The organism is Sediminibacterium sp. FW305-C-61 (assembly GCF_058231065.1).
On the sequence record NZ_JBIQXR010000002.1, the window covers coordinates 34,269 to 55,210 of the forward strand.

18 protein-coding genes, 2 tRNA genes and 1 riboswitch are annotated in these 20,942 nt (G+C 39.6%); of the genes, 12 read left to right on the forward strand and 8 right to left on the reverse strand.

The genetic code is table 11. From position 1 onward, the window contains the following. Window positions 1–177: 177 nt before the first annotated feature. From ACH30E_RS05295 to ACH30E_RS05310, 4 genes are all read left to right on the forward strand, one after another. Window positions 178–2,772 (forward strand): PIG-L family deacetylase, encoded by a 2,595-nt coding sequence (locus tag ACH30E_RS05295; protein WP_490823950.1) that lies wholly within the window; start codon window positions 178–180, stop codon window positions 2,770–2,772. A gap of 3 nt (window positions 2,773–2,775) precedes the next feature. Continuing rightward, on the forward strand, window positions 2,776–2,919 hold the full coding sequence (locus tag ACH30E_RS05300; RefSeq protein ID WP_294992599.1) for a hypothetical protein: 144 nt from the start codon (window positions 2,776–2,778) through the stop codon (window positions 2,917–2,919). 125 nt (window positions 2,920–3,044) lie between these two features. Continuing rightward, the gene (locus ACH30E_RS05305) at window positions 3,045–4,760 is read left to right on the forward strand and encodes a sodium:solute symporter family protein (RefSeq protein ID WP_294992596.1); all 1,716 of its coding nucleotides are present in this window, start codon (window positions 3,045–3,047) and stop codon (window positions 4,758–4,760) included. A gap of 541 nt (window positions 4,761–5,301) precedes the next feature. Beyond that, window positions 5,302–6,567: an alpha-amylase family glycosyl hydrolase gene (locus tag ACH30E_RS05310; RefSeq protein WP_490823951.1), complete on the forward strand. Its 1,266-nt coding sequence runs from the start codon at window positions 5,302–5,304 to the stop codon at window positions 6,565–6,567. A gap of 60 nt (window positions 6,568–6,627) precedes the next feature. On the opposite strand, the gene ACH30E_RS05315 is transcribed toward ACH30E_RS05310, so the two are convergent. Next, entirely contained in the window at window positions 6,628–8,148 is a 1,521-nt protein-coding gene (locus tag ACH30E_RS05315; RefSeq protein WP_490823952.1) for a trypsin-like peptidase domain-containing protein, read from the reverse strand. A gap of 380 nt (window positions 8,149–8,528) precedes the next feature. After that, the gene (locus tag ACH30E_RS05320; protein WP_490823953.1) at window positions 8,529–8,786 is read right to left on the reverse strand and encodes a hypothetical protein; all 258 of its coding nucleotides are present in this window, start codon (window positions 8,784–8,786) and stop codon (window positions 8,529–8,531) included. 248 nt (window positions 8,787–9,034) lie between these two features. Between ACH30E_RS05320 and ACH30E_RS05325 the strand changes: the two genes are divergently transcribed. Then, the gene (locus tag ACH30E_RS05325; protein ID WP_490823954.1) at window positions 9,035–9,589 is read left to right on the forward strand and encodes a hypothetical protein; all 555 of its coding nucleotides are present in this window, start codon (window positions 9,035–9,037) and stop codon (window positions 9,587–9,589) included. A gap of 54 nt (window positions 9,590–9,643) precedes the next feature. On the opposite strand, the gene ACH30E_RS05330 is transcribed toward ACH30E_RS05325, so the two are convergent. The 5 genes from ACH30E_RS05330 to ACH30E_RS05350 form a co-directional block, all read right to left on the reverse strand. Further along, on the reverse strand, window positions 9,644–10,513 hold the full coding sequence (locus ACH30E_RS05330; RefSeq protein ID WP_490823955.1) for an IS1 family transposase: 870 nt from the start codon (window positions 10,511–10,513) through the stop codon (window positions 9,644–9,646). Between the two features lie 98 nt (window positions 10,514–10,611). Then, window positions 10,612–10,694: transfer RNA gene (locus tag ACH30E_RS05335), tRNA-Tyr, on the reverse strand. A gap of 143 nt (window positions 10,695–10,837) precedes the next feature. After that, entirely contained in the window at window positions 10,838–11,827 is a 990-nt protein-coding gene (locus ACH30E_RS05340) for a hypothetical protein (RefSeq protein WP_490823956.1), read from the reverse strand. A 55-nt stretch (window positions 11,828–11,882) separates the two neighbouring features. Further along, window positions 11,883–12,122 carry a hypothetical protein gene (locus ACH30E_RS05345; RefSeq protein ID WP_490823957.1) on the reverse strand — a complete coding sequence of 80 codons (240 nt, stop codon included), beginning with the start codon at window positions 12,120–12,122 and terminating at the stop codon, window positions 11,883–11,885. A gap of 192 nt (window positions 12,123–12,314) precedes the next feature. Next, window positions 12,315–13,313: an acyl-CoA reductase gene (locus ACH30E_RS05350; RefSeq protein ID WP_490823958.1), complete on the reverse strand. Its 999-nt coding sequence runs from the start codon at window positions 13,311–13,313 to the stop codon at window positions 12,315–12,317. Between the two features lie 59 nt (window positions 13,314–13,372). Between ACH30E_RS05350 and ACH30E_RS05355 the strand changes: the two genes are divergently transcribed. The 4 genes from ACH30E_RS05355 (at window position 13,373) to ACH30E_RS05370 (ending at window position 16,233) form a co-directional block, all read left to right on the forward strand. After that, window positions 13,373–13,720 carry a 4Fe-4S dicluster domain-containing protein gene (locus ACH30E_RS05355; RefSeq protein WP_294992583.1) on the forward strand — a complete coding sequence of 116 codons (348 nt, stop codon included), beginning with the start codon at window positions 13,373–13,375 and terminating at the stop codon, window positions 13,718–13,720. 269 nt (window positions 13,721–13,989) lie between these two features. Further along, window positions 13,990–14,970: a D-alanine--D-alanine ligase gene (locus ACH30E_RS05360; RefSeq protein WP_490823959.1), complete on the forward strand. Its 981-nt coding sequence runs from the start codon at window positions 13,990–13,992 to the stop codon at window positions 14,968–14,970. 93 nt (window positions 14,971–15,063) lie between these two features. Next, complete coding sequence (locus tag ACH30E_RS05365; RefSeq protein ID WP_294992576.1) at window positions 15,064–15,912, forward strand: PASTA domain-containing protein; 849 nt, start codon at window positions 15,064–15,066, stop codon at window positions 15,910–15,912. Window positions 15,913–15,927: 15 nt separating this feature from the next. Continuing rightward, window positions 15,928–16,233, forward strand: a complete 306-nt coding sequence (locus tag ACH30E_RS05370) for a rhodanese-like domain-containing protein (protein ID WP_294992573.1) — start codon at window positions 15,928–15,930, stop codon at window positions 16,231–16,233. Window positions 16,234–16,321: 88 nt separating this feature from the next. Here the strand turns inward: ACH30E_RS05370 and ACH30E_RS05375 are convergent, their stop codons facing one another. Beyond that, window positions 16,322–18,706, reverse strand: coding sequence for a TonB-dependent receptor (locus ACH30E_RS05375; RefSeq protein WP_490823960.1), 2,385 nt, complete (start codon window positions 18,704–18,706; stop codon window positions 16,322–16,324). A gap of 62 nt (window positions 18,707–18,768) precedes the next feature. Further along, window positions 18,769–18,873: riboswitch (TPP riboswitch) on the reverse strand. Between the two features lie 80 nt (window positions 18,874–18,953). On the opposite strand from ACH30E_RS05375, the gene ACH30E_RS05380 reads away from it, so the two are divergent. From ACH30E_RS05380 to era, 3 genes are all read left to right on the forward strand, one after another. Beyond that, window positions 18,954–19,688 (forward strand): head GIN domain-containing protein, encoded by a 735-nt coding sequence (locus ACH30E_RS05380; RefSeq protein ID WP_490823961.1) that lies wholly within the window; start codon window positions 18,954–18,956, stop codon window positions 19,686–19,688. A 55-nt stretch (window positions 19,689–19,743) separates the two neighbouring features. After that, window positions 19,744–19,815 (forward strand) — tRNA-Met (locus ACH30E_RS05385). A gap of 232 nt (window positions 19,816–20,047) precedes the next feature. Next, window positions 20,048–20,920: a GTPase Era gene (gene era, locus ACH30E_RS05390; RefSeq protein ID WP_490823962.1), complete on the forward strand. Its 873-nt coding sequence runs from the start codon at window positions 20,048–20,050 to the stop codon at window positions 20,918–20,920. Window positions 20,921–20,942 lie beyond the last annotated feature (22 nt).

Genomic DNA, 20,942 nt, shown 5'->3' on the forward strand with positions numbered 1-20,942 from the left:
ATTTGCAAACCCTATTATTTATGCCAATAACAGCAGAAAGCCTAAAATAAGCACCAATCAAGGCGTGTAGCTTGCAGCCCGCAGCTTGAAGCAATAACTGCAAGCTTTGATTTTTTCTATAAATGGTGCGGCATATCATCTTCCAGCCTTTATCTTCGTTAGCACCATTCCTGTCGTATGAAAAAAAAATGTATACTGCTTTTATCGGGGTTGCTGGGTTTTAGCATTATCTATGGTCAGATCGTACCTGTTACGGCAAATGCCGCAGATATTTACCAGCAGATCAAGAAATTGAATGTACTTGGCTCTGTTTTGTATCTGGCAGCACATCCAGACGATGAAAACAACGGTCTTTTACCTTATCTCGCAAAAGAAAAGCTATATCGAACCGCATACTTAAGTCTTACAAGAGGTGACGGTGGACAAAACCTGATTGGTCCTGAACAGGGGATTGAATTAGGCATGATCAGGACTCAGGAGCTGCTTGCCGCTAGAGCCATTGATGGATCTGAACAATATTTCACCAGGGCATATGAATTTGGATTCAGTAAAAGTTCTGAGGAAGCATTAAGGGTTTGGAACCGAACAGAGGTGTTGGCTGATGCAGTATGGATGATACGATCATTACAACCTGATATCATTATTGCAAGGTTCCCGCCTGATGCAAGAGCCGGACATGGTCACCATGCCGCATCTGCAATCATTGCAGAAGAAGCGTATAAGGCTGCAGCAGACAGTACAAAGTTTCCGGAACAGTTTAGATACGGCTTAAAACCATGGCGCGCCAAAAGGTTATTGTGGAACACTTTCAATTTTGGAAGAAACAATACAATCAGCGAAAATCAATTAAAAATAGAAGTTGGTGCTTATAATCCATTACTTGGCAAAAGTTATGGTGAACTGGGAGGAGAAGCAAGAAGCATGCATAAAAGTCAGGCGGAGGGTCGGCCAAGACGCAGAGGGGAGGTATTTGAATATTTTGCACATGTCGCCGGTGATTCTGCTGTATCAGACCTCATGGATGGAATTAATACAGGCTGGTCAAGGCTTAAACATGATAAAACAGTTGTGTTTACAAATGGGTCTGGTAAAGAGACAACCATACAGTTGTCAATAGATTCTCCACTTGCGCAAATTCAACATGGCATTGATGATATACTGGCGCAATACGATTTCAGGAAACCCGAGAAATCTGTTCCGCAATTGGTACAGGTATATAAATTAATGATGAGCAAATTGCCGTCAGGCCCATGGAGAACCCAGAAACTAAAGGAGATACAGGAAATTATTGAGTATGCGTCCGGGTTATTTGCTGAAGCTTTTACACAACAGGAAACAGCCTTGATGGGAGATAGCGTAAAGGTCAATTTTTTTGTGAATAAAAGAAGCGATGTAAACCTAACCATCAGATCTATGCGGTTTGATCGACAAAAAGATTCAGTGGTGATGCAGGTGGCAGAAAAAAATAAAAATTACCAATACACGCATATACTCATTCCTGACAAAGGTTCAGACCAGACCCAACCCTACTGGCTTCGCAAAACAAAAACTACCGATGGCATGTTTGTGGTTGAAGACCAGCAAGAGATCGGCAAAGCCTGGAACGATCCTTTATTTACCGTATGGTTCGATATTGAAATCGAAGGAGTGAAATTCCAGGTTCAAAGACCAGTCATGTATAAATATGTAGATGCCGAAAGAGGCGAGTTATACCAGCCCTTTATCATTGTGCCAAACATAGAGTTGTATATGAGTCCTTCAGTGGTATTGTTGAATGTAAAAGAAGAGAATGGAAAAAACAGGGCAGATTCAATGTTGCATGTTGTTTATCGTTCGAATTTCTCCCAGAAACAAGTCACCACATCCCTGAATATCAGACAGGAAAAAATTAAACCTGTAATCAGCCGGGAGAAAAGAGATTATGTAAAAGGACAACGTGAAATCATCGATATTCCACTTGCTACAGTATATAATCCTAACGCAGCAGCACAATATCTTGAAGCTACTATGTCTATTATATCGCCACAAGGAAAAACCCTGAACTTTTCAGATTATTTTAAGTCTATTCGTTATGATCATATACCCAATATCAATTACGCATTTCGTGATCACATCAAAATAGTAAAAGAAGAAATTAAGGTAAAAGGTAAAAAAGTGGGTTATATACCTGGATCAGGAGATGTAATACCAGAAGCACTCAGACAATTAGGCTATGAAGTGAAAGAATTAGATGATGCTGATTTAACCAATGAGAACCTCAATCAGTTCGATGCAATTATTACCGGAGTACGTGCATATAACCTGCACGACTGGCTTACCGGAAAATATGATGTGATGATGCGCTATGTTGAAAATGGAGGCAACCTGATTGTTCAATATAACCGAAACCAGGGAGGAGTTCCATCACCTAAAATAGGTCCATACCCCTTCCAGATTTCAACCAATCGTGTTACGGAGGAAGATGCAGAAGTTAGGTTTGCTTTGCCGGATCATCCTGTATTAAATACACCCAATAAAATAACGGATGCCGATTTTTATGATTGGGTACAAGAGCGTAGTACCTATCAGGCTGATCAGGCAGATAGCCGTTATCAGGCTCCATTATCTATGAATGACAAGGGAGAAAAAGCCAGCAGTGGAAGCTTGATTACAGCAGCACATGGGAAAGGTAATTTCGCCTATGTAAGTTTGGTGATGTTCAGGCAATTACCTGCAGGAAATCCTGGGGCATTTAAAATACTGGCAAACCTTATCGCAATGCCTAAGCATTAATGTATGAAGCAAAGAAGACAAATCGGAATATTTACAATTGTTATTATCGGAGTTGGACTTGGATTACTGATTAAAAATGTTCGTATCGGTCTATTGATAGGATTGGCACTCGGTTTATTTGCAGGAAGTTTAATTCGAAACAGATAATTTAAGCAAATGGAAAACAAAGAAAAAATCCCCCTTTTTAAGAGCTGGAATGGCTGGTATTTACTGGTCTTATTGGTACTTATCGGGCTGATTGTTTTTTTTCAATGGCTTACTAAAAATTACGCATGAGTAAAACAGACTGGATTGTATTGGTAGTTACATTGGTGGCTATTATTACCTACGGTTTATATAAGAGCAGGACAAGCAAAAATCTCGAAGGATATTTTTTGAGTGATAGAACTATGCCCTGGTACCTGGTATTGTTAAGCATCATGGGTACACAGGCAAGTGCCATTACATTTTTATCTGCTCCAGGTCAGGCATTTACAGATGGGATGCGCTTTGTGCAATATTATTTTGGTCTGCCATTGGCAATGATAATTCTTTGTATCACATTCGTTCCTTTGTTCAATAAACTCAAGCTCTTTACTGCCTACGAGTTTCTGGAAAAAAGATTTGATCTCAAAACAAGAACTTTTACTTCCTTTCTGTTTTTATTATCCCGTGGACTTTCCACTGGAATAAGCATATACGCACCCTCTATCATTCTGTCGTCGCTGATGGGTTGGGATATATTCTGGACGAATATAGTTATGGGGGGCATGCTGATAATTTATACAGTAACCGGAGGAGCAAAAGCAGTAGCCTATACACAGCAATTACAGTTATTAATCATCTTCGGCGGAATGTTTGTGGCCGGATACCTGATAGTTGATTATCTGCCTGAAGGAGTTGGGTTTAGTGAAGCATTGAAAGTTAGTGGTGCTACAGGAAAACTAAATGTAATTACAACCGGGATAACAGAAAACGGGTTCGACTGGAAAGACAGGTATAACCTTATTAGTGGTGTAATTGGTGGTTTTTTTCTTGCCTTATCTTATTTCGGTACAGACCAGTCACAAGTGGGTAGATACCTTACTGCAAAAAATACTACAGAAAGCAGGGTGGGGTTATTGATGAATGGTTTGGTAAAAGTGCCGATGCAGTTTCTTATACTTTTATTAGGAGCTTTATTATTTACTTTTTATCAGTTCAATCCATCACCAGTATTTTTTAATAAAGCGGTGGAAGAAAAGGCCATGCAAACAAGCTATAAAGATGAACTGGCTGGTTTGAAAAATGAATTCAATACCCATCAACTTAAACAGCAGGAGTGGAGCAAGTTGTATGCTATTGAAATGAATGAATTGTATAAAGACAGTATCACCATTGGGGCGAAAAAACTGGTCACCATTCAGGATAAGTATAAAAAAGTGTTGGCTAAGGCAAGTCCAGGGTCAGATACAAACGATACCAATTATATATTTCTTCGTTTTGTGGTCGACTATTTACCAAAAGGATTGGTTGGATTATTGATTGCCATTATTTTTCTTGCGGCCTGGGGTTCTATTGCAGCAGCATTGAACTCGCTGGCATCCTGTACCATGATTGATTTTCATCAAAGGCTAAGGGGCATTGAAAGTGATAATAGCAATCTTGTACAATCGGCCCGCGAGTATAAACAATCGCGTTACTATACACTGGCATGGGGTATATTCTGTATCATCACTGCAGAGTTTGCCTCTGGTATGGGTAGTCTTATTGAAGCGGTGAATGTATTGGGCTCCCTGTTTTATGGGGTGATATTGGGTATATTTTTAGTAGCATTCTACCTGAAACAAGTAAAAGCAAATGCGGTATTTGCCGCCGCCATTCTTGGAGAATGTGTTGTGATTGCATGTTTTCTGCTGGATAAATACAATATTATCGGACTTGGATTTTTATGGTTGAATGTAGTGGGTGCTTTGGTAGTAGTATTATTGAGTGTTATTTTTCAGATGTTTCAAAGAAGGGTTGCGTAGATTAGCGTTCAATTCCATTGCTGTCCGGGGAAATTTGGCTGCATGCTACAAGCTGCAAGCTGCAGGCCTAGTTGGTGCTTTAATTGGCTTTCTGCTTTTAATGGAATATACGAAGGGGACCTGCGAATTAGATAATTTAAAATCAGTGACTTAAATAAATATTTGATAGCCGAAAACGCACAGTCTGCTATTAATAGAACACGGATCTTCATGATTTTCAAGATCTATCATGATAAATCTTGAAAATCATGAAGATCTGCGTTCCATCATACCCGTATCATGAAGCTCATGGCCCACAGCTCAAAGCCTGTTTTTGATGACATCTTTGGGCTCATCTGGGTTTTTATAACAGGCAATAACTGTTAAGGAAGTACAATCTAACTGTTCTGACTTATGTAATTCAATAGGTTTACCCTTTCGATGATGCGATACTTAACTTTTTTTATCCAAGAATTTTTAATGAACAATTCTATTAAGCCCTTAAAGCATTGACAATACCTATAAATACCTGATTTTCCCTAAAAATCAGTATCATCGTAAAATGAGTCATAGCTTTAAACCAGTGCCCTGGGCCGAATCTGCTTCGATCTATGAAGTCAATATCAGACAGTATACATCAGAAGGAACATTTACAGCTTTTAGTAAGCATCTTCCAAGATTAAAGGATATGGGGGTAGATATACTCTGGTTAATGCCTGTTACTCCAATAAGTATAGAAGAAAGACAAGGTACACTTGGCAGTTATTATGCTTGTAGCAGTTATACCCGCATTAATCCGGAATTCGGTAACGAACATGATTTTCGTTCATTGATCAATGAAGCGCATGCGTTAGGTATGCGGGTTATTATTGATTGGGTGGCGAACCATACTGGCTATGACCATCACTGGACGAAAGAACATCCTGAATGGTATATAAAAGATGAGTTGGGTAATTTCACTGAAAGAAACGGATGGAAAGATGTGATTGATCTCGATTTTAACCAGGAGGCCATGCGCACGGCAATGGTTGAAGCAATGCAATATTGGTTGAAAGAGTTTGATATTGATGGTTTTCGATGTGATATGGCACATCTTGTTCCACTCGATTTCTGGATGGAAGCAAGGGCATGCTGCGACGCAATAAAACCTGGTTACTGGCTGGCAGAATGTGAAGAAGTGAATTATCATAATGCATTTGATACCAGTTATGCATGGTGGTGGATGCACACAACGGAAAAATTTGTAAAAGGTGAAACAGGTTTACATCAACTACATGAAGTATTACATGCCTATTCACAATACCCTGTAGGAGCAAGTAAATTATTTTTTACCAGTAACCACGATGAAAATAGCTGGAACGGTACCGAATATGAAAAGTATGGTCTTTGCGCCAAAGCATGGGCCGTATTTACCTGTACCTGGCAAGGAATACCACTGATATATAGTGGACAGGAAAATCCCAATATGAAACGACTGGCATTCTTTGATAAAGATCAGATTGAATGGCATAAGGAACCAATCTTACAATCGTTCTATCAAACATTATTGCAAATGCGAAAATCGAATGCCGCAATTACTGGAGGAGAAACATTCATACTTCCTGTTGAGGCGGCACCCGCAATGGCCTATTTCAGACGGAAAGAACATAATCAGGTACTGGTGTTGTTGAATTTGTCAGAACAGGAAAAATGCACCATACCTATTTCACATGAATGGTTGGAGGGAAGCTATGTTAACCTGTTCTCCGGAATTCAATATCATTTTTCAAATGCAGAAAGTTTTGAATTATTACCGGGCGATTATTTAGTCTATATCAAACAATATTGACATAAAAAAAGCGAATGAACTTACTTCATTCGCTTTTTTTTATAGCTTTTTTGGGAGGAATTATTCTCTTGATAAATTTAACGGGTAAGTATAACTTCCTTCAAATCCAGGATAAATACCTTCAAGTCTAACAACACCGCTCTTAACAGAAGATAATACTTCCTGAAGTTCTGCAACTGTTTTTACTTCACGTCCATTTACGCCAGTTATAACAAATCCATCCTGCATTTTGCTTTTGCTTAATAATCCTGTTCCTACTTTTTTAACACGGACACCACCTTTGATTTCATTTGCAGCAGCAAGACTTTTATCAATGGTTTCCAATTCGCCACCCAGTTGTTCAAGAGCAGAAGTAGATTTTACTACTTCAGTAGTACCAACTTTGTTTTTCAGGGTAATGTTTACGGTGTTTTCTTTTCCGCCTCTTTTATAACTCACAGATATTTTATCGCCCGGCTTATATAAAGCAACCTGTTCTTGTAATTCAGGTCCATTAGTAACTACATTTCCATTTACTTTGGTAACAAGGTCACCTTTTTTCAAACCAGCAGCGGCAGCGGCACCGCCATCAGGTACTCCTGTGATAATAACACCTTCTCCTTCTTTAATTGAGGTGCCCAGTTCTTTTTCCAGTTCACGTAACTGATCGTCTGAAAGATTTTCACTAGGGTAATTAATACCTATAAAAGCTCGTTGAACTGTACCAAATTTTACGATATCGGTAACTATTTTCTTAACGATATTAACAGGAATTGCATAAGAATAACCAGCATAAGAACCAGTAGGAGATGCAATGGCTGAATTAATACCGATTAATTCTCCTGAAGTATTAATGAGGGCACCACCACTATTACCAGAGTTAACTGCAGCATCTGTTTGAATAAATGATTCAACCGGACTTTGACTTTGGCGGCTGTTGATACCGATTGATCTTGATTTTGCACTTACAATACCGGCGGTTACAGTGGCATCAAGATTTAAAGGATATCCAATTGCCAATACCCATTGCCCAAGTTTTACTTCATCACTATTTCCATATACTAAGTATGGAAGGGCTTTCCCTTCAACCTTAATTACAGCGATATCGCTGCTTGGATCTGTACCAATTAAAGTGGCTTTATAAGATTTCTTATTGGCCAGCGTAACGTTGATTTCATCAGCACCATCAACAACGTGGTTATTGGTAATGATGTATCCATCTTCAGTAATCAATACACCACTACCGCTTGCGCGTTGCTCTGGAATAACACGTGGACCACCAAAGAAATCACCAAAATCGTCACCAAATAAATCGGCAAAAGGATTACTACGCTGACGTTGTGTATTACTAACCTGGCGAGCTTTGGTTTTTGTTTTTATGTGCACCACCGCAGGGGTAGCACTGGTAGCTGCTGGCGTAAAATCAATCGCAGCCGCCATATTATTGTTTTTATCAAAAAAACCAGCATAGTTCACCGGTAGCTTTCCGGATTCCTGTATGCCTGCTCGTTGGTAATCGTTGTATTTGCTAAAACCCCAAACACTGAGGACAGCAGTGGTGGCGCTTATGGCAACCACGGCTAAAATGTTCTTAAGATTCATAATGCATGGTCTTTTAATGATTTGAATAATCTAATTGGATCAAATAATATGCCTTTCAGACAGCAAATAAACAAAGCTGTTTAATTGACAGTATACCTCTGACAGTATTTAACAAATGTTTTACGGCAATCCTCGTAGATCGAGAGGAAAGCCAATGTTAAAGCTAACGAATTATCCGCAAACTGGCTAAGCCATGCAATAATGGGTAGTGGTACAGTTTGAAAATAAAACTTTAATTAACATGGAACGTCAAAATATAGAAATACCCGATTCCCCTATTGCGCTTAAATTTCAAGACGGTAGTTGCTTGTGCTTAGGAACTGGGGTTTTACAAAAGATTGTATTTGATTGGATGGGGAAAGACCCTAACACGGTCGTTTTTAAATCCTCTTCACTCGAACCTCCCACAACTGGCACAACTTAGCGTATATCTCTTTTTCTATGTTTATACCCATTTCAGGGGATGGGTTATACTTTATATCACTACCCCATATTCCTAACGCCATAAAGGTTTGATTTTTATAGATTTCTTTCTCAAATTCTATTGGGTATTTTATAGACAACTGTTCTAAAAAGCTGTCTAATTCCTGCATTTTATCCTTTTCAGTAGTAAATACCTCTGCGTAAGAGAACTTCATAAACCGTGTTTTCAGGTCAAAATATTACATTTACCCTGAACTTTTTAGCGTTTTAGCTATTTCTTGCTTTTCAAAACTTGGCAGTCAAAAAAAGCAGACAAGAAAAAAGCCTATAAACGCTCACGCTACGGCGTGGGCTTATGGCTATTGTCTGCGGGTTCTGCCAAGTACCTGAAAAGCGGTAGTTAATAATGTCCCACGCTATTTTTATGTGCTATCCCGCCGGGACGTAGGGTTTAATACATTTTATGAAACACCTATTAACCTTCGTTTTATTCTTGTTTTCACTTGCATCTTATTGCCAAAATAAAGCAGAAACAGAGGATTGGCTTGTTTATTACTTAAATAAGTATTTTACCCACTCTTATGACATTTTTGACTACCAAAAAATGATGTATTCCATTCGTGCAAATAAGCCATACGATTATCAAACTTACCAATATTCATTTTCTGGTACTAAAATGGTTGTAATAACACAAACATTTACTATTAAGGATAGCACAACGCAACCAAGAGGAAAGTTTTTACGAGAAAGGATAGATTCTCTCCCAATTAAAAATGTATTGCGAGTTGAAGTAACTAAAGGAGAAGGGAAAAAATCTGAATCATCCCCCTATGATTACAAATTTGAATTAATATTTCGACAGCCAGTAAATAAAGCAGATTTTTTGCAGCGATATATACCGTTTACCATAATAAGCGGGGACTTAAAATTGAACGATGAATGGGCGGCTAAAATAAAAACAGCGTTAGAAACTTTGGTAATTCATTACGGAGGCAGACCAGTGAGGGAAATATTCTAAATGATCCATTGAAAACAAGAAAAAGAACCTTATGACTCACGTAGGTAAGACATATTAAACTATACTTTTCTTATATGTTCCTCTTTTACCTACTATTGGTTCGGGTACTAATTTCACTATATCCTCAATAGTCATAGGCCTTTTAGTTAATCCCGCTTGCATAGCAGGTGTTACGCTTAATGACTGATGTATTTTGCAGAAGTTGTAATAAACAAAGTGCAGGGCAATAGCATAGCAATGATTTTCTACTTTCTTGCTGAAAGCATTGGTAAGTCTTGTAAATCTTCTCATGTGCATACGCATAGTTAAGTTTTGCCTTTCAACGTAAGATGTAGATATAAACTTCTTATTAGGCTCTCCCATTACACGGGTTTTCTTTGCACCTGTACAAGTAGCGGGGCTGTACCTTCTTTCATTATCGCTTGCTCCATCAGGGCTACCGTACATTTTAATAAGCATAGCGTAGTCTATATCATATTCAAATGCTCTTTCCACAGCTACTAAATAGGCTTTATGTCCGTCTGTTGTTAATTGTACTCTGTTAGATAATCTGTCCCGTAAATCATACATAAAGGAACACGCTGCATCCGCATCTCTATCACCCACAAGCCATGAAACAACCAGTTTTGTATCTGCATCTAATCCCACCCATGTCCATACATCACCATGACCACCCGCACCATTGTTTTTAGCCTTTTCCTTGCAGCCTACAAATGACCAAATTTCATCGCACTGTACACGTTCAGACTTTACGCCCTTAACTGTTTCATCATGGAATAATTGACACGCTTTACCTAAGTCTACAAGGAACTTTAATATAGTTGTTCGAGATACACCCGTAATGCGGGTAGCTGCTCTCAAACTTGTACCCTCAACTAAGAGGCTTACTATCTGTGCTTTCTTTTGTATAGGTAACGTGTTCATAATTCAAATATACTAATTATGCTTGACCGAACAAGCATTTAGCAAAATATTTTTTACTTTTTTTACGCTGTATTCACAGGCATTGTTTAATTTTACTGCGGAAGCGGCGGGAATCGAACCCACAAGTCGTGCCGACCACGGTGTTACAGACCGCACCTTTACCATTTAGGAGAACACTTCCAAAATAATTAAGCCTCTTTCTTTACCGGGAAGGGCTTTTTTATTTCTGATAGTGCAAGATTAGCGACAGGATGGCAGACTTTTAGGAGGACAAAGGGGGACAGTCCCCCCAAAGTATATTGGTTATCAATTAATTGAACTCAATTACTTTTTTATCTTTTCTACCCATTTATTGAACTTTTGTACCCAAAATGCGGCAGCAGCATCCCGCTCTTCTAATTCTTTGGATATTTTTTCAGGGTAGTATTTTTTTCTAATGGAATTAATACTAATATTTTCAGATTTTTTAGAGGAAAAATTTTTTGAAATCAGACGGAATAATTCTTCACAAGTAGTCTGACTAATCATATGCGATTCTTGCAATAATTTAAACAAATATGTTAGTTCAGCTACCGATAAATCCATTTTAATCTTTGTATGGGCTGGTACAATAAATTCCGATGGCTCTTGTTCTATTAGTTTTTGCTTCTCAATAACAATAGTATTTATGGGTACTATTTTCCCTTCTTTATACCGATTGACTAAAGGGCTGACGGTGTTGATAAAACTGGAAACAATCTTATTTAGAAGATTGAGATAATATTCCCTAAATTCATTATTCCAGTCTATTAGTTCTGCTTCATCTTCAATACAAAAGAACTTACTATGCCTTATTGTTTTAGTCTTAGCAAGGGTAAAATTTCCTGATAAAACCCCAATATAATCTGGCGTAGTTATTTGATACTCTGTATTGTGATCTCGGTAATACTCGGATGAGTTAATAAAGTCCGTTTCTTTCTTTTCTACTTCTTTTGTGAATTTCTCATTAGCCCTATCATTATAGGCATCTATCTCATTTAATAACCAACTTTCATTTATAGAACTTATACGAACATCTTGTAGCCATAAGTCTAATTCCTCAAATACATATACTTGTGTGTTTTCATTAGTGGTATTTATCACTTGGTATATCTCATCTTCCATTTGAGAATGACAAGTAAATACCAAATCGTAATATGTATCTAAGGTATCAGGTGAAACAATAATACGGGACTTCTTACTAAACTTCTCGTAATGAGCATAAACACGTTGAGCCGTGTAGTATTCTATTGTGAACCTTATGGCATTGTTTATTCGAGGGAATACGGGCTTCATTGGTGGAATTACCAACCCAAAATAATAAATCAAACCGATTTAATGCTTGACCGAATTAATCTTCTTTATTACCCCACCGGGCGGCGGCGGCTTTTTTGGCTATTTCAGACCTTTTTTTAGGGGATAGTTTGGCGGCTCTTGCTGGCCCACCTTTCAGCCCACCTTTTCTACCCAAAGCGGCGGCGGCAGCACTAATAGCCTCTTTTGAAATATTATCGGGTGTTTGTCCTGTGGCTATATCTACTATTGATTTAGCCCTCTTATTGGGGTCGGATGGTCTTTTTGCTTTTGCCATAATACAAAGATAATACTTCTTTGCTTGACCGTAAAAGCAACTAATTTTCAAACTGTACCACTACCCAATAATGCGAACCTGGGTTGTAGGGGAGGCTTGGCGCATAGTGATAGACAATGGTCCACGGTCTTTTACTATGGTCTATCGACTATGGTCTATGGTCCATGGTCTCTTGTCTATAGCGAATTATTGTCATAAATGCTGCAAAAATGCCATAGTATCAACACCGTCGGCATAATCTGTTAAGCCAGGACTTTGTGCCTGACCTATTGGAATAAAGCCATGTCCAACCACACACTGAATATCCTGGTTTTCGGAAAGCATTTTTGTCAGGGCCTCCTTATCCTTGTAAAATTGGTAGTGAACCTGGCTAACCGGCGAGAATGGAGAGATATTTTCGGTTAATACTAATGAATCATTGTTCATGTAGTATTTATTACCCATGATTAATAATGCCAGGTGGTAATCGTAATTGTGTTTGTATTTGTGGTAATCCATCAGGTACTCGTATCGCTTCAATTCATGTAAAATAGGTACGAAATCATAACTTTCGGGTACATATAACTGCGTAATATTCCTGCATCCGAGTCCGAAATAACGTTGTATGTCATCTGCCAACAGACTTAACTCCTCTTTCGTTTCACTACCATCCAACACAGCTACTGAGGTCCTGTTTTTACGGATGATATTCGGGTATTTTCCAAAATAGTATTCAAAATACCTGCCTGCATTATTAGAGCCGGTAGCTATATATGCATCACAGCCTTTTAACTGCTCTGCAAAGGATACCTGGTTCTGAATGGTGATTTCCCATTCGTAAAGTTTTTTAACCAGGTGTTTGATGAGCCATTCATCTTTAGAGGAAGTTTTAATGACCATGGGATGCCCACTGATAAAAACTGCCAGAAAATCATGAAAGCCAACTAGTGGAATATTTCCTGCCATCACAATACCAACGGTATGTGGGTTTGCGGGAGTATCTTTTACACCATAATATACTGCCCATTGCTGAAGCAGGTCGGGTTGAAGAAAATGAGTAGCAATCTGTTGAATAGCCAAATCCTGGAATTCAGGAATAAACCAGGCATTTTCACGATAGGCACGTTCACGAACTTCCATCCATGCTTCATCCTTTCCCAGCATATATTCCCCCAAGCGGGCCATTAATTGAATTCGTTCTTGTAAAATCATTTGTCAACCGTATTTTTGGAAAGCAAATGTAGAATCACTAACCCAACAAACCCATTAATATGGCTATCAAAATAACCGAAGAGTGTATCAATTGCGGTGCCTGTGAGCCCGAATGTCCTAATAACGCCATTTATGAAGGCGGTGTAGAATGGGCAATTGCAGATGGAACTACCATAAAAGGAAGTTTTACCCTGATGGATGGCTCAGTTGTAGACGCTGACCAGCGTTTTGAGCCCATTAGCGTTGATACTTATTATATTACACCTAACAAGTGTACAGAATGTCAGGGTTTTCATGAAGAACCACAGTGTGCGGCGGTATGTCCGGTAGACTGTTGCGTACCTGATGAAATGTATCAGGAAACAGTGGATGAGCTGCTCGCAAAAAAGGAGAAAATGCACATTTAATGCACAATACCCTGTGCTAAACTTTTGACCTGAAAGCTTGCAATTACCGGGGGTATTTTGTAAATTAGTACTATCAATTATTGTTGTATCTGAACATACGACAACTAGTAACGGCGGGTGATATTTCCCGTCAACGTGAGGTGAAGAGACGGGTAGTTTCTTCACCTTTTTTTATGGCAGATGGCAGATCCCAGATTTATTTTATATCTGCGATCTGACATCTGACATCTGCCATTCTTCTATCTTTGTTGAAAACCTGCAAAATTATCATGAAGAAAAAACTGGCCTTGGTTACGGGCGGATTAAGCGGAGAAGCCCAGATTAGTTATAAAAGCGCAGTAACAGTTGGCAATAACCTCGACAGAGATCTGTTTGATGTATATAAAATCGATATCAATTCATCCGGATGGTGGTATGAAAATGAAGCTGGCGAGAAGTCGAAAGTGAATAGAGATGATTTTTCCATTACTGATAAAGGTTCGCAGGTTCATTTTGATGTAGTGCTTTTATGCATACACGGAACACCCGGAGAAGATGGTAAATTACAAGGCTATTTCGATATGCTCGGGTTGCCTTATACCAGTTGTGATGCTGCCACTTCAGCATTAACCATGAACAAACGTTATACAGTTGCAGTGGCTGCTTTTAGTGGCATTCATGTGGCGCAATCAATGCATGTATTCAAACACACACCTGTTGAACCGGAAGTTATTTTAAGTAAACTTCGATTACCTGTTTTTGTAAAACCCAACAGCGGGGGTAGTAGTATAGGAATGAGTAAGGTGAATACTGCTGAAGAACTTCCATTGGCACTGGAAAAGGGTTTCAGAGAAGATACCCAATTACTGGTGGAAGAGTTTATCAGCGGAAGAGAATTTACGATTGGCGTATTTAAATCTGCTGGTAATATCCAGGTATTACCTATTACCGAAATTGAAACCAAAAATGAATTCTTTGATTTTGAAGCAAAATATCAGGGCAAAAGTGTAGAAACTACACCGGCACAAATTACCGATACCATGAAATCGCAGCTTGAAGCCGCCGCAAAAAAAGTATATGAAGTGCTTAATTGCAGGGGGGTAGTACGTATCGATTTTATTTATGAACAAGAACTGCAACAGCCTTTTATGCTCGAAGTAAATACTGTTCCCGGACAAAGCGATGCGAGCGTAATACCACAGCAGGTAAGGGCAATGGGGAAATCACTCAAAGAATTTTATACGGCGCTGGTTAATGAGGCACTTCGTTAAAATTATAAAAAACGTTGGCCAGGGGTTTGGTACCCAAGGGGAAACCTTTAACTTGGTTAATATTCGATAGACATTTTAGGTTTATATCAGCCAATGAAACAATTTATAAAGAAGATCACCGAAAAACCGCTGTGGGTAAATATGCTTGCAGCTTTAGGTATTGTTCTGATACTGATTATACTCTTTTTCTCTTTACTTGGATGGTTTACCGGCTACGGTAACATTACAAAAGTACCTTCCGTTACCGGACAGGAAGTAACCGCAGCCACGCAATTATTAGAGCAGGCCGGATTTGAAGTAGAAATTCAGGATTCGGTTTATGTAGACAGCATTCCCAAACTGGCGGTGGTTAGACAAACACCGGAAGCCGATGCAACGGTAAAATCGGGTAGAACCATTTATCTTACGGTTAACCGAATGGTTCCACCGCAGGTTGAAATGCCCAGTTTAATTGGCTATTCTGTAAAAAGTGCGGAATTGTACCTGCAAAGCCTGCAATTGAAAATGGGGGCCATCACCTATAAACCCGATATCGCAAGAAACTCCGTGCTCGAACAACTTTATAATGGCGTAGCCGTAAAAGAAGGCGATAAAGTTCCACTTGGTGCCACCATCAGTTTTGTGTTGGGTAGTGGATTAGGTGGCAATGAAATGGATGTGCCGAATCTTGTCGGCATGACATTAAGCGAAGCACGTTCCTATCTTTCCAGTTTAAGCATCAATGTTGGAGCAATCGTAGCCATGGGCAATATCCGCGATTCTGCTACTGCTTTTGTCGTTCGCCAGTCTCCGGATTACCTGTCTGAGTTACTCGATGATGCAGGTAACAGAATGCCCAATAAAATTCGTCAGGGACAGGTGATGGATATGTACATCAGTAGTGTCGGACCTATTCGCGATACAGGAAAAATCATGATTCCTCCACCTAGTCAATACAAATAATCAAGCTTAATTATCATGCAAACCATTACTGTTGAAGACCTCAAAGCAAAATTGGATGCTGGAGAACAAATTCACCTGGTAGATGTTCGGGAACCTCACGAACATGCAGAATTTAATATCGGTGGAATACTATTGCCTTTGGGCAAAGTACAAACCATGCAGGTTGATGAAATTGAAGACCTGAAAGATGAAACCATCTATGTCTACTGTCGCAGCGGTAACCGCAGCGGCCAGGCATGCCTAATCCTCGGTACCATGGGATTTCAAAACCTGGTTAATGTAACAGGAGGGATGCTTGCGTGGCAAGAAAAAAATAAATAAGAAATATAAAATAAGAAATATGAAATAAGAAATAAGAAAGGAATTGTTAGATTTACTTTCTTATTTCTTATTTCATATTTCTTATTTCTCATTCTCCCAGCTTCAAATTCACCGCAACCACAAAGTTCCTTCCTGCCATTGGGTAATAGCCATTGTCGGTGTAAAACACACCACCACTTGTATAGCTATAACTGTAGCCATTCGGCTCGTAGCGTTTATTGAACAGGTTATTTATTTGAGCAGTTAACTGCACCTGTTTAAAGGTTTTGTTGTTAAAGCTATAGATAATGCGTAAATCCTGCGTGGCAAATGCTTTCAATTCACTTCTGCTTAACTGGCTGTTGTCCATATACTGCTTGCCCACATATTTTCCGATCAGTCCAAGTTCAAGTGCTTTAACCGGGTAAAACATTAGTTGTGTTCCGGCAATTGTTCCTGGAGAGAAAGAAATGTCTGTATTGTTTCTTAGTACGGCATCCTGATTACCGGAATCATAGTTGTCGGTATACTCAGTGAACGATTTGATTTTATTCCTGCTTAAGGAAAGGTTTGCACCAACCGCTAACCAGGAAGAGGGTTTCCATGTACCCTGTAACTCAATCCCCAGTCTGTAACTATTGGGCACATTAAAACGGGTATATGCACCAACATCATTGATCTGTCCGGTAAGCACCAATTGATTAACATAATGCATGTAATAAAAATTGGCAGCAAACTGATAAGTACTTTTTTTGTATTCAAGACCGGCTTCCAGATCCTGTAATTTCTCTGCTTTGGGTTGGTTAATTGTACCCGCTTCAAAATCATCACGGTTGGGTTCTTTTTGTCCGATGGCATAACTCAGGAAAGCCTGCCAGCTATTTTTTCGATAAGTAATACCCAGTTTTGGGTTGAAGAAATTGAAATTCCGGTTAACCAATAATGTTGGATTATTTTGAAAGCCTGTCATATTATGAGATACATGTCTGTACTGCAGATCCACAAACCCATATACATGCGAAACAATCAGTTGTTGCCACTTGGCAAATAGGTTGGCGTCTTTTTTAATTGCTGGGTGGTTATAGTATTTATATCCTGCCGGTGCAGTTCCTGTTTGCAGCCAAGGCAGTGTACCATAATGATCTCCGGTATACGTATTCCATCCGCCACCAACGGTAAATTCATTTCCTTTCTTTTGGTATTGTAGGGAAATATTCTGACCATAAAAATAGTTGTTTAGCCAGCGTTGGCGTACCAGGTCGGTACTGGTAACAGGTACGCCACCAACTACCGGATTGGGCAATCCATATTTTGAATATTGTTGCCCCGCTTTGTATTCTTCATAATAACCATATCCACGGGTTAAAAAACTAGCGGATTGAAAAGACCAATGGCTATTAAATGCATGGTTGAAGAATAACTGGTAATGTGTTTGGGTATAATTGTCGGTCTGGTTATCATAAGGTGTTCCGGGTTTTTCAGTGCCAGCCGGGTTATTGGTACGGTCAGTGTTGAGCAACGATGCTGATACACCGTACCATGCCTGATAGGTTTTTTCTTTTCCGCTGAAAACATTGAAGCGGAGAGAAGAGCGTTGGTTTAACCAGGCGCCACTAACATAAAATGATTTAAGATCACTTTTAGCGCGATCGATATATCCATCACTTTGAATACTACTTACCCTTGCATCGAGGGTAAAATGTTTACCCATCAAACCGGTACCTGCTTTTAAAGTATGTTTCCTGGTATTAAAAGAACCATAACTATTGTTGAATTCAGTGTAGGCTTTTTCATTGAATTCGTTGGTAGACAGATTAATAGTTGCGCCAAAAGCTGCGGCTCCATTCGTAGATGTTCCAACCCCTCTTTGTACCTGAATACTGTTAACAGACGAGGCGAAGTCGGGCAGGTTTACAAAAAAAGTACCCATGCTTTCAGCATCGTTATAAGGTATGCCATTCAGGGTAACATTGATGCGTGTAGCATCTGTTCCCCTAATGCGAATGCCGGTATATCCCACACCGTTCCCTGCATCTGAATTCACCACAACAGAAGGGGTTTGGTTAAGTATGAAGGGAATATCCTGAGCAAGGTTAACCTTAGCAATCTCATCTTTGGATAGATTGTTTTTGGCAAACGGTGCTTTATCTGCCGCCCGAATGGATTTTACTTCCAGTGGCTGAAGAAACAGGCTGGTGGGTTCGAGCTCAATTTCCAGCATTTTGTCGGAAGTGCCTGAGGATAGGTTTAACTGGAAATCGCGGTAACCAAGACTTTTTACCTTTAAAACCGGCTTCGTAGTGCCTGACCAGCTAATGGTAAATACCCCTTCTTCGTCTGAGGTAGATTGGAACTGGTTAATACTAACCAGGGCACCAGAAATAGTCTGGTGAGTGGTTTTGTCAGTAATGCGGCCTCTTAGGAGGTTTTTTGTTTGCCCGGATGCGAGCAGGATGAGGAATGTCAGTGACATTGTTCCCAAAAACTTTTTCATTTTTAACGTTTAAAAGTTTACAAATGGGAACAGGGAAATAGCTAATAGGAGAGAGGTACGACCAAAAAAATGTACGCCTTCCCTTCGCAGGAATTACCCTGTTCAGGTTCAACGGGTATTATCTCAGCCTCTCCGCCAATGGCGGGGAAGCACCCCGAGGAATGATCGTCACAAAAGTAATCATTGCAGTAATTACCAGCAACTGTAACTTTAACGAGCAATAGCCGTTACACTCAAAACCCCTCTTATGAAACGGATAATTTTACTTTTTGCCTTTATAGCCACCTCTCTGGTGCCGGTTATGGCACAAATTGAAAAGAACCTGGTGCACGATGAAAATGCAGAACCCCGGAACCTGAAAGGATTTTCGGCCATTGATGTGTCCGGCGCTATTGATCTTTACCTTTCACAGGGTACCGAAGATGCTGTTGCTGTTAGTGCCAGTTCTTCAGAAGTATTAGGAAGAATACGTACGGAAATGCGTGGAAGTACATTGAGGATATATTTTGATGGAAAGGGATTGAACTGGAAAAAATGGGGTAACCATAAAATGAAAGCTTATGTAACTTTCAAGGACCTAAGCAGTATTGAAGCCAGTGGTGCATGCAATGTGAAAGTGGCAGGTAAATTAAATCTCGATAAATTAAAGGTTGAAATGTCTGGGGCCAGTGATTTTAAAGGCGATCTTACCGTATCAGACTTAAGTCTGGAAGCTTCGGGTGCGTCAAGAATCACCATCAATGGAACGGTAAAAATGTTGGGCATTAATGCAAATGGAGCAAGTGATATCAGAGGGTATGATGTTAGTTCAGAGCAATGTAAAGTAGATGCCTCGGGCGCCTCTGTTGTAAGGATTACAGTAAATAAAGAATTGAATGCCACCGCCAGTGGAGCAAGCTCTGTATATTATAAAGGTGCAGGATTAATTCGTGATATCAATACCAGCGGAGGTGCTACAATCAAGCGAAAATCGGATGATTAATTAAATAATATTTGGAAGAGAACCTTCACAACCGTACCTTTGCACTCCAATAAATCGCGAGGTAGAGCAGCGGTAGCTCGTCGGGCTCATAACCCGAAGGTCGGAGGTTCGATCCCTTCCCTCGCAACAGAAAATATAAATCTCAGGCCTCGAAATGGGGCCTGACGTTTTTTTAGGGTTTAAAAACCCGGAGAAAATCAGATAAGGATTTTCAGGTTCGGCTAGAGGCTACTCTGGATACTGAAGAAAATAGTGAATAAATAAAAGCCAATTGGCTATTCTATTCTGCTTACTTATTCCTCTAAGTAGTATTCTCTTGTCTCCCGGACTTCTCGACTTTCTGACTCCGGACTTATTTTATGAAATCAGGATTTGTAAACATATTTGGACGACCCAATGCCGGCAAAAGCACTTTGTTGAATGCCCTTATTGGCGAAAAAATGGCCATTGTATCCCCAAGGGTACAAACCACCCGTCACCGCATAAAGGCGTTTCTGAATAAACCAGGTGAATATCAGGTGATATTTTCAGATACCCCTGGCATCATTGACCCTAAATACAAATTGCACGAGCGGATGATGTCGTCGGTTAAAGGGGCTTTGGAAGATGCCGATTTGGCATTATTACTAGTAGATTCAAATGACAATTTTGAGGAATGTGACCAGATATTTAGTGCCCTAAGACTTAAAGTTCCCGCAATACTCGTATTGAATAAAATAGATACAGCCGCCAATGGTAAAATAGCTGAGGCGGAAGCTTTTTTTGCTGGCAAGCCTTATTGCAAACAATTGGTAAAAATATCGGCACTTCAAAAAGTGCACCTGCAAAAATTGATGGATGCGGTAATGAGTTATCTGCCGGAAGGTGCCCCTTTTTACAGTGAAGATGACCTGAGCGATCTTCCAACGAAATTTTTTGTGGGTGAAATGGTCAGGGAAAAAATTTACCAGTTGTTCGGAGATGAGATACCCTATCATACCGCAGTACTCGTTAACGAGTTCAAAGAAAAAGAGCAGTTGGTGAAAATTCAGGCAGACATCATTGTGCAAAGGGAAAGTCAGAAAGCCATTATTATAGGAGAGAAAGGGAAGATGATTCGACAAATAGGCACCCTAGCCAGAACCGATATAGAGGCTTTTATCGGCCAGAAGGTTTTTATCGAACTGTTCGTGAAAGTAAGGCCAAAATGGAGAGATAATGAAATGCAGTTAAATGAATATGGCTATCAATAATATGATAACCAATTATTTACTG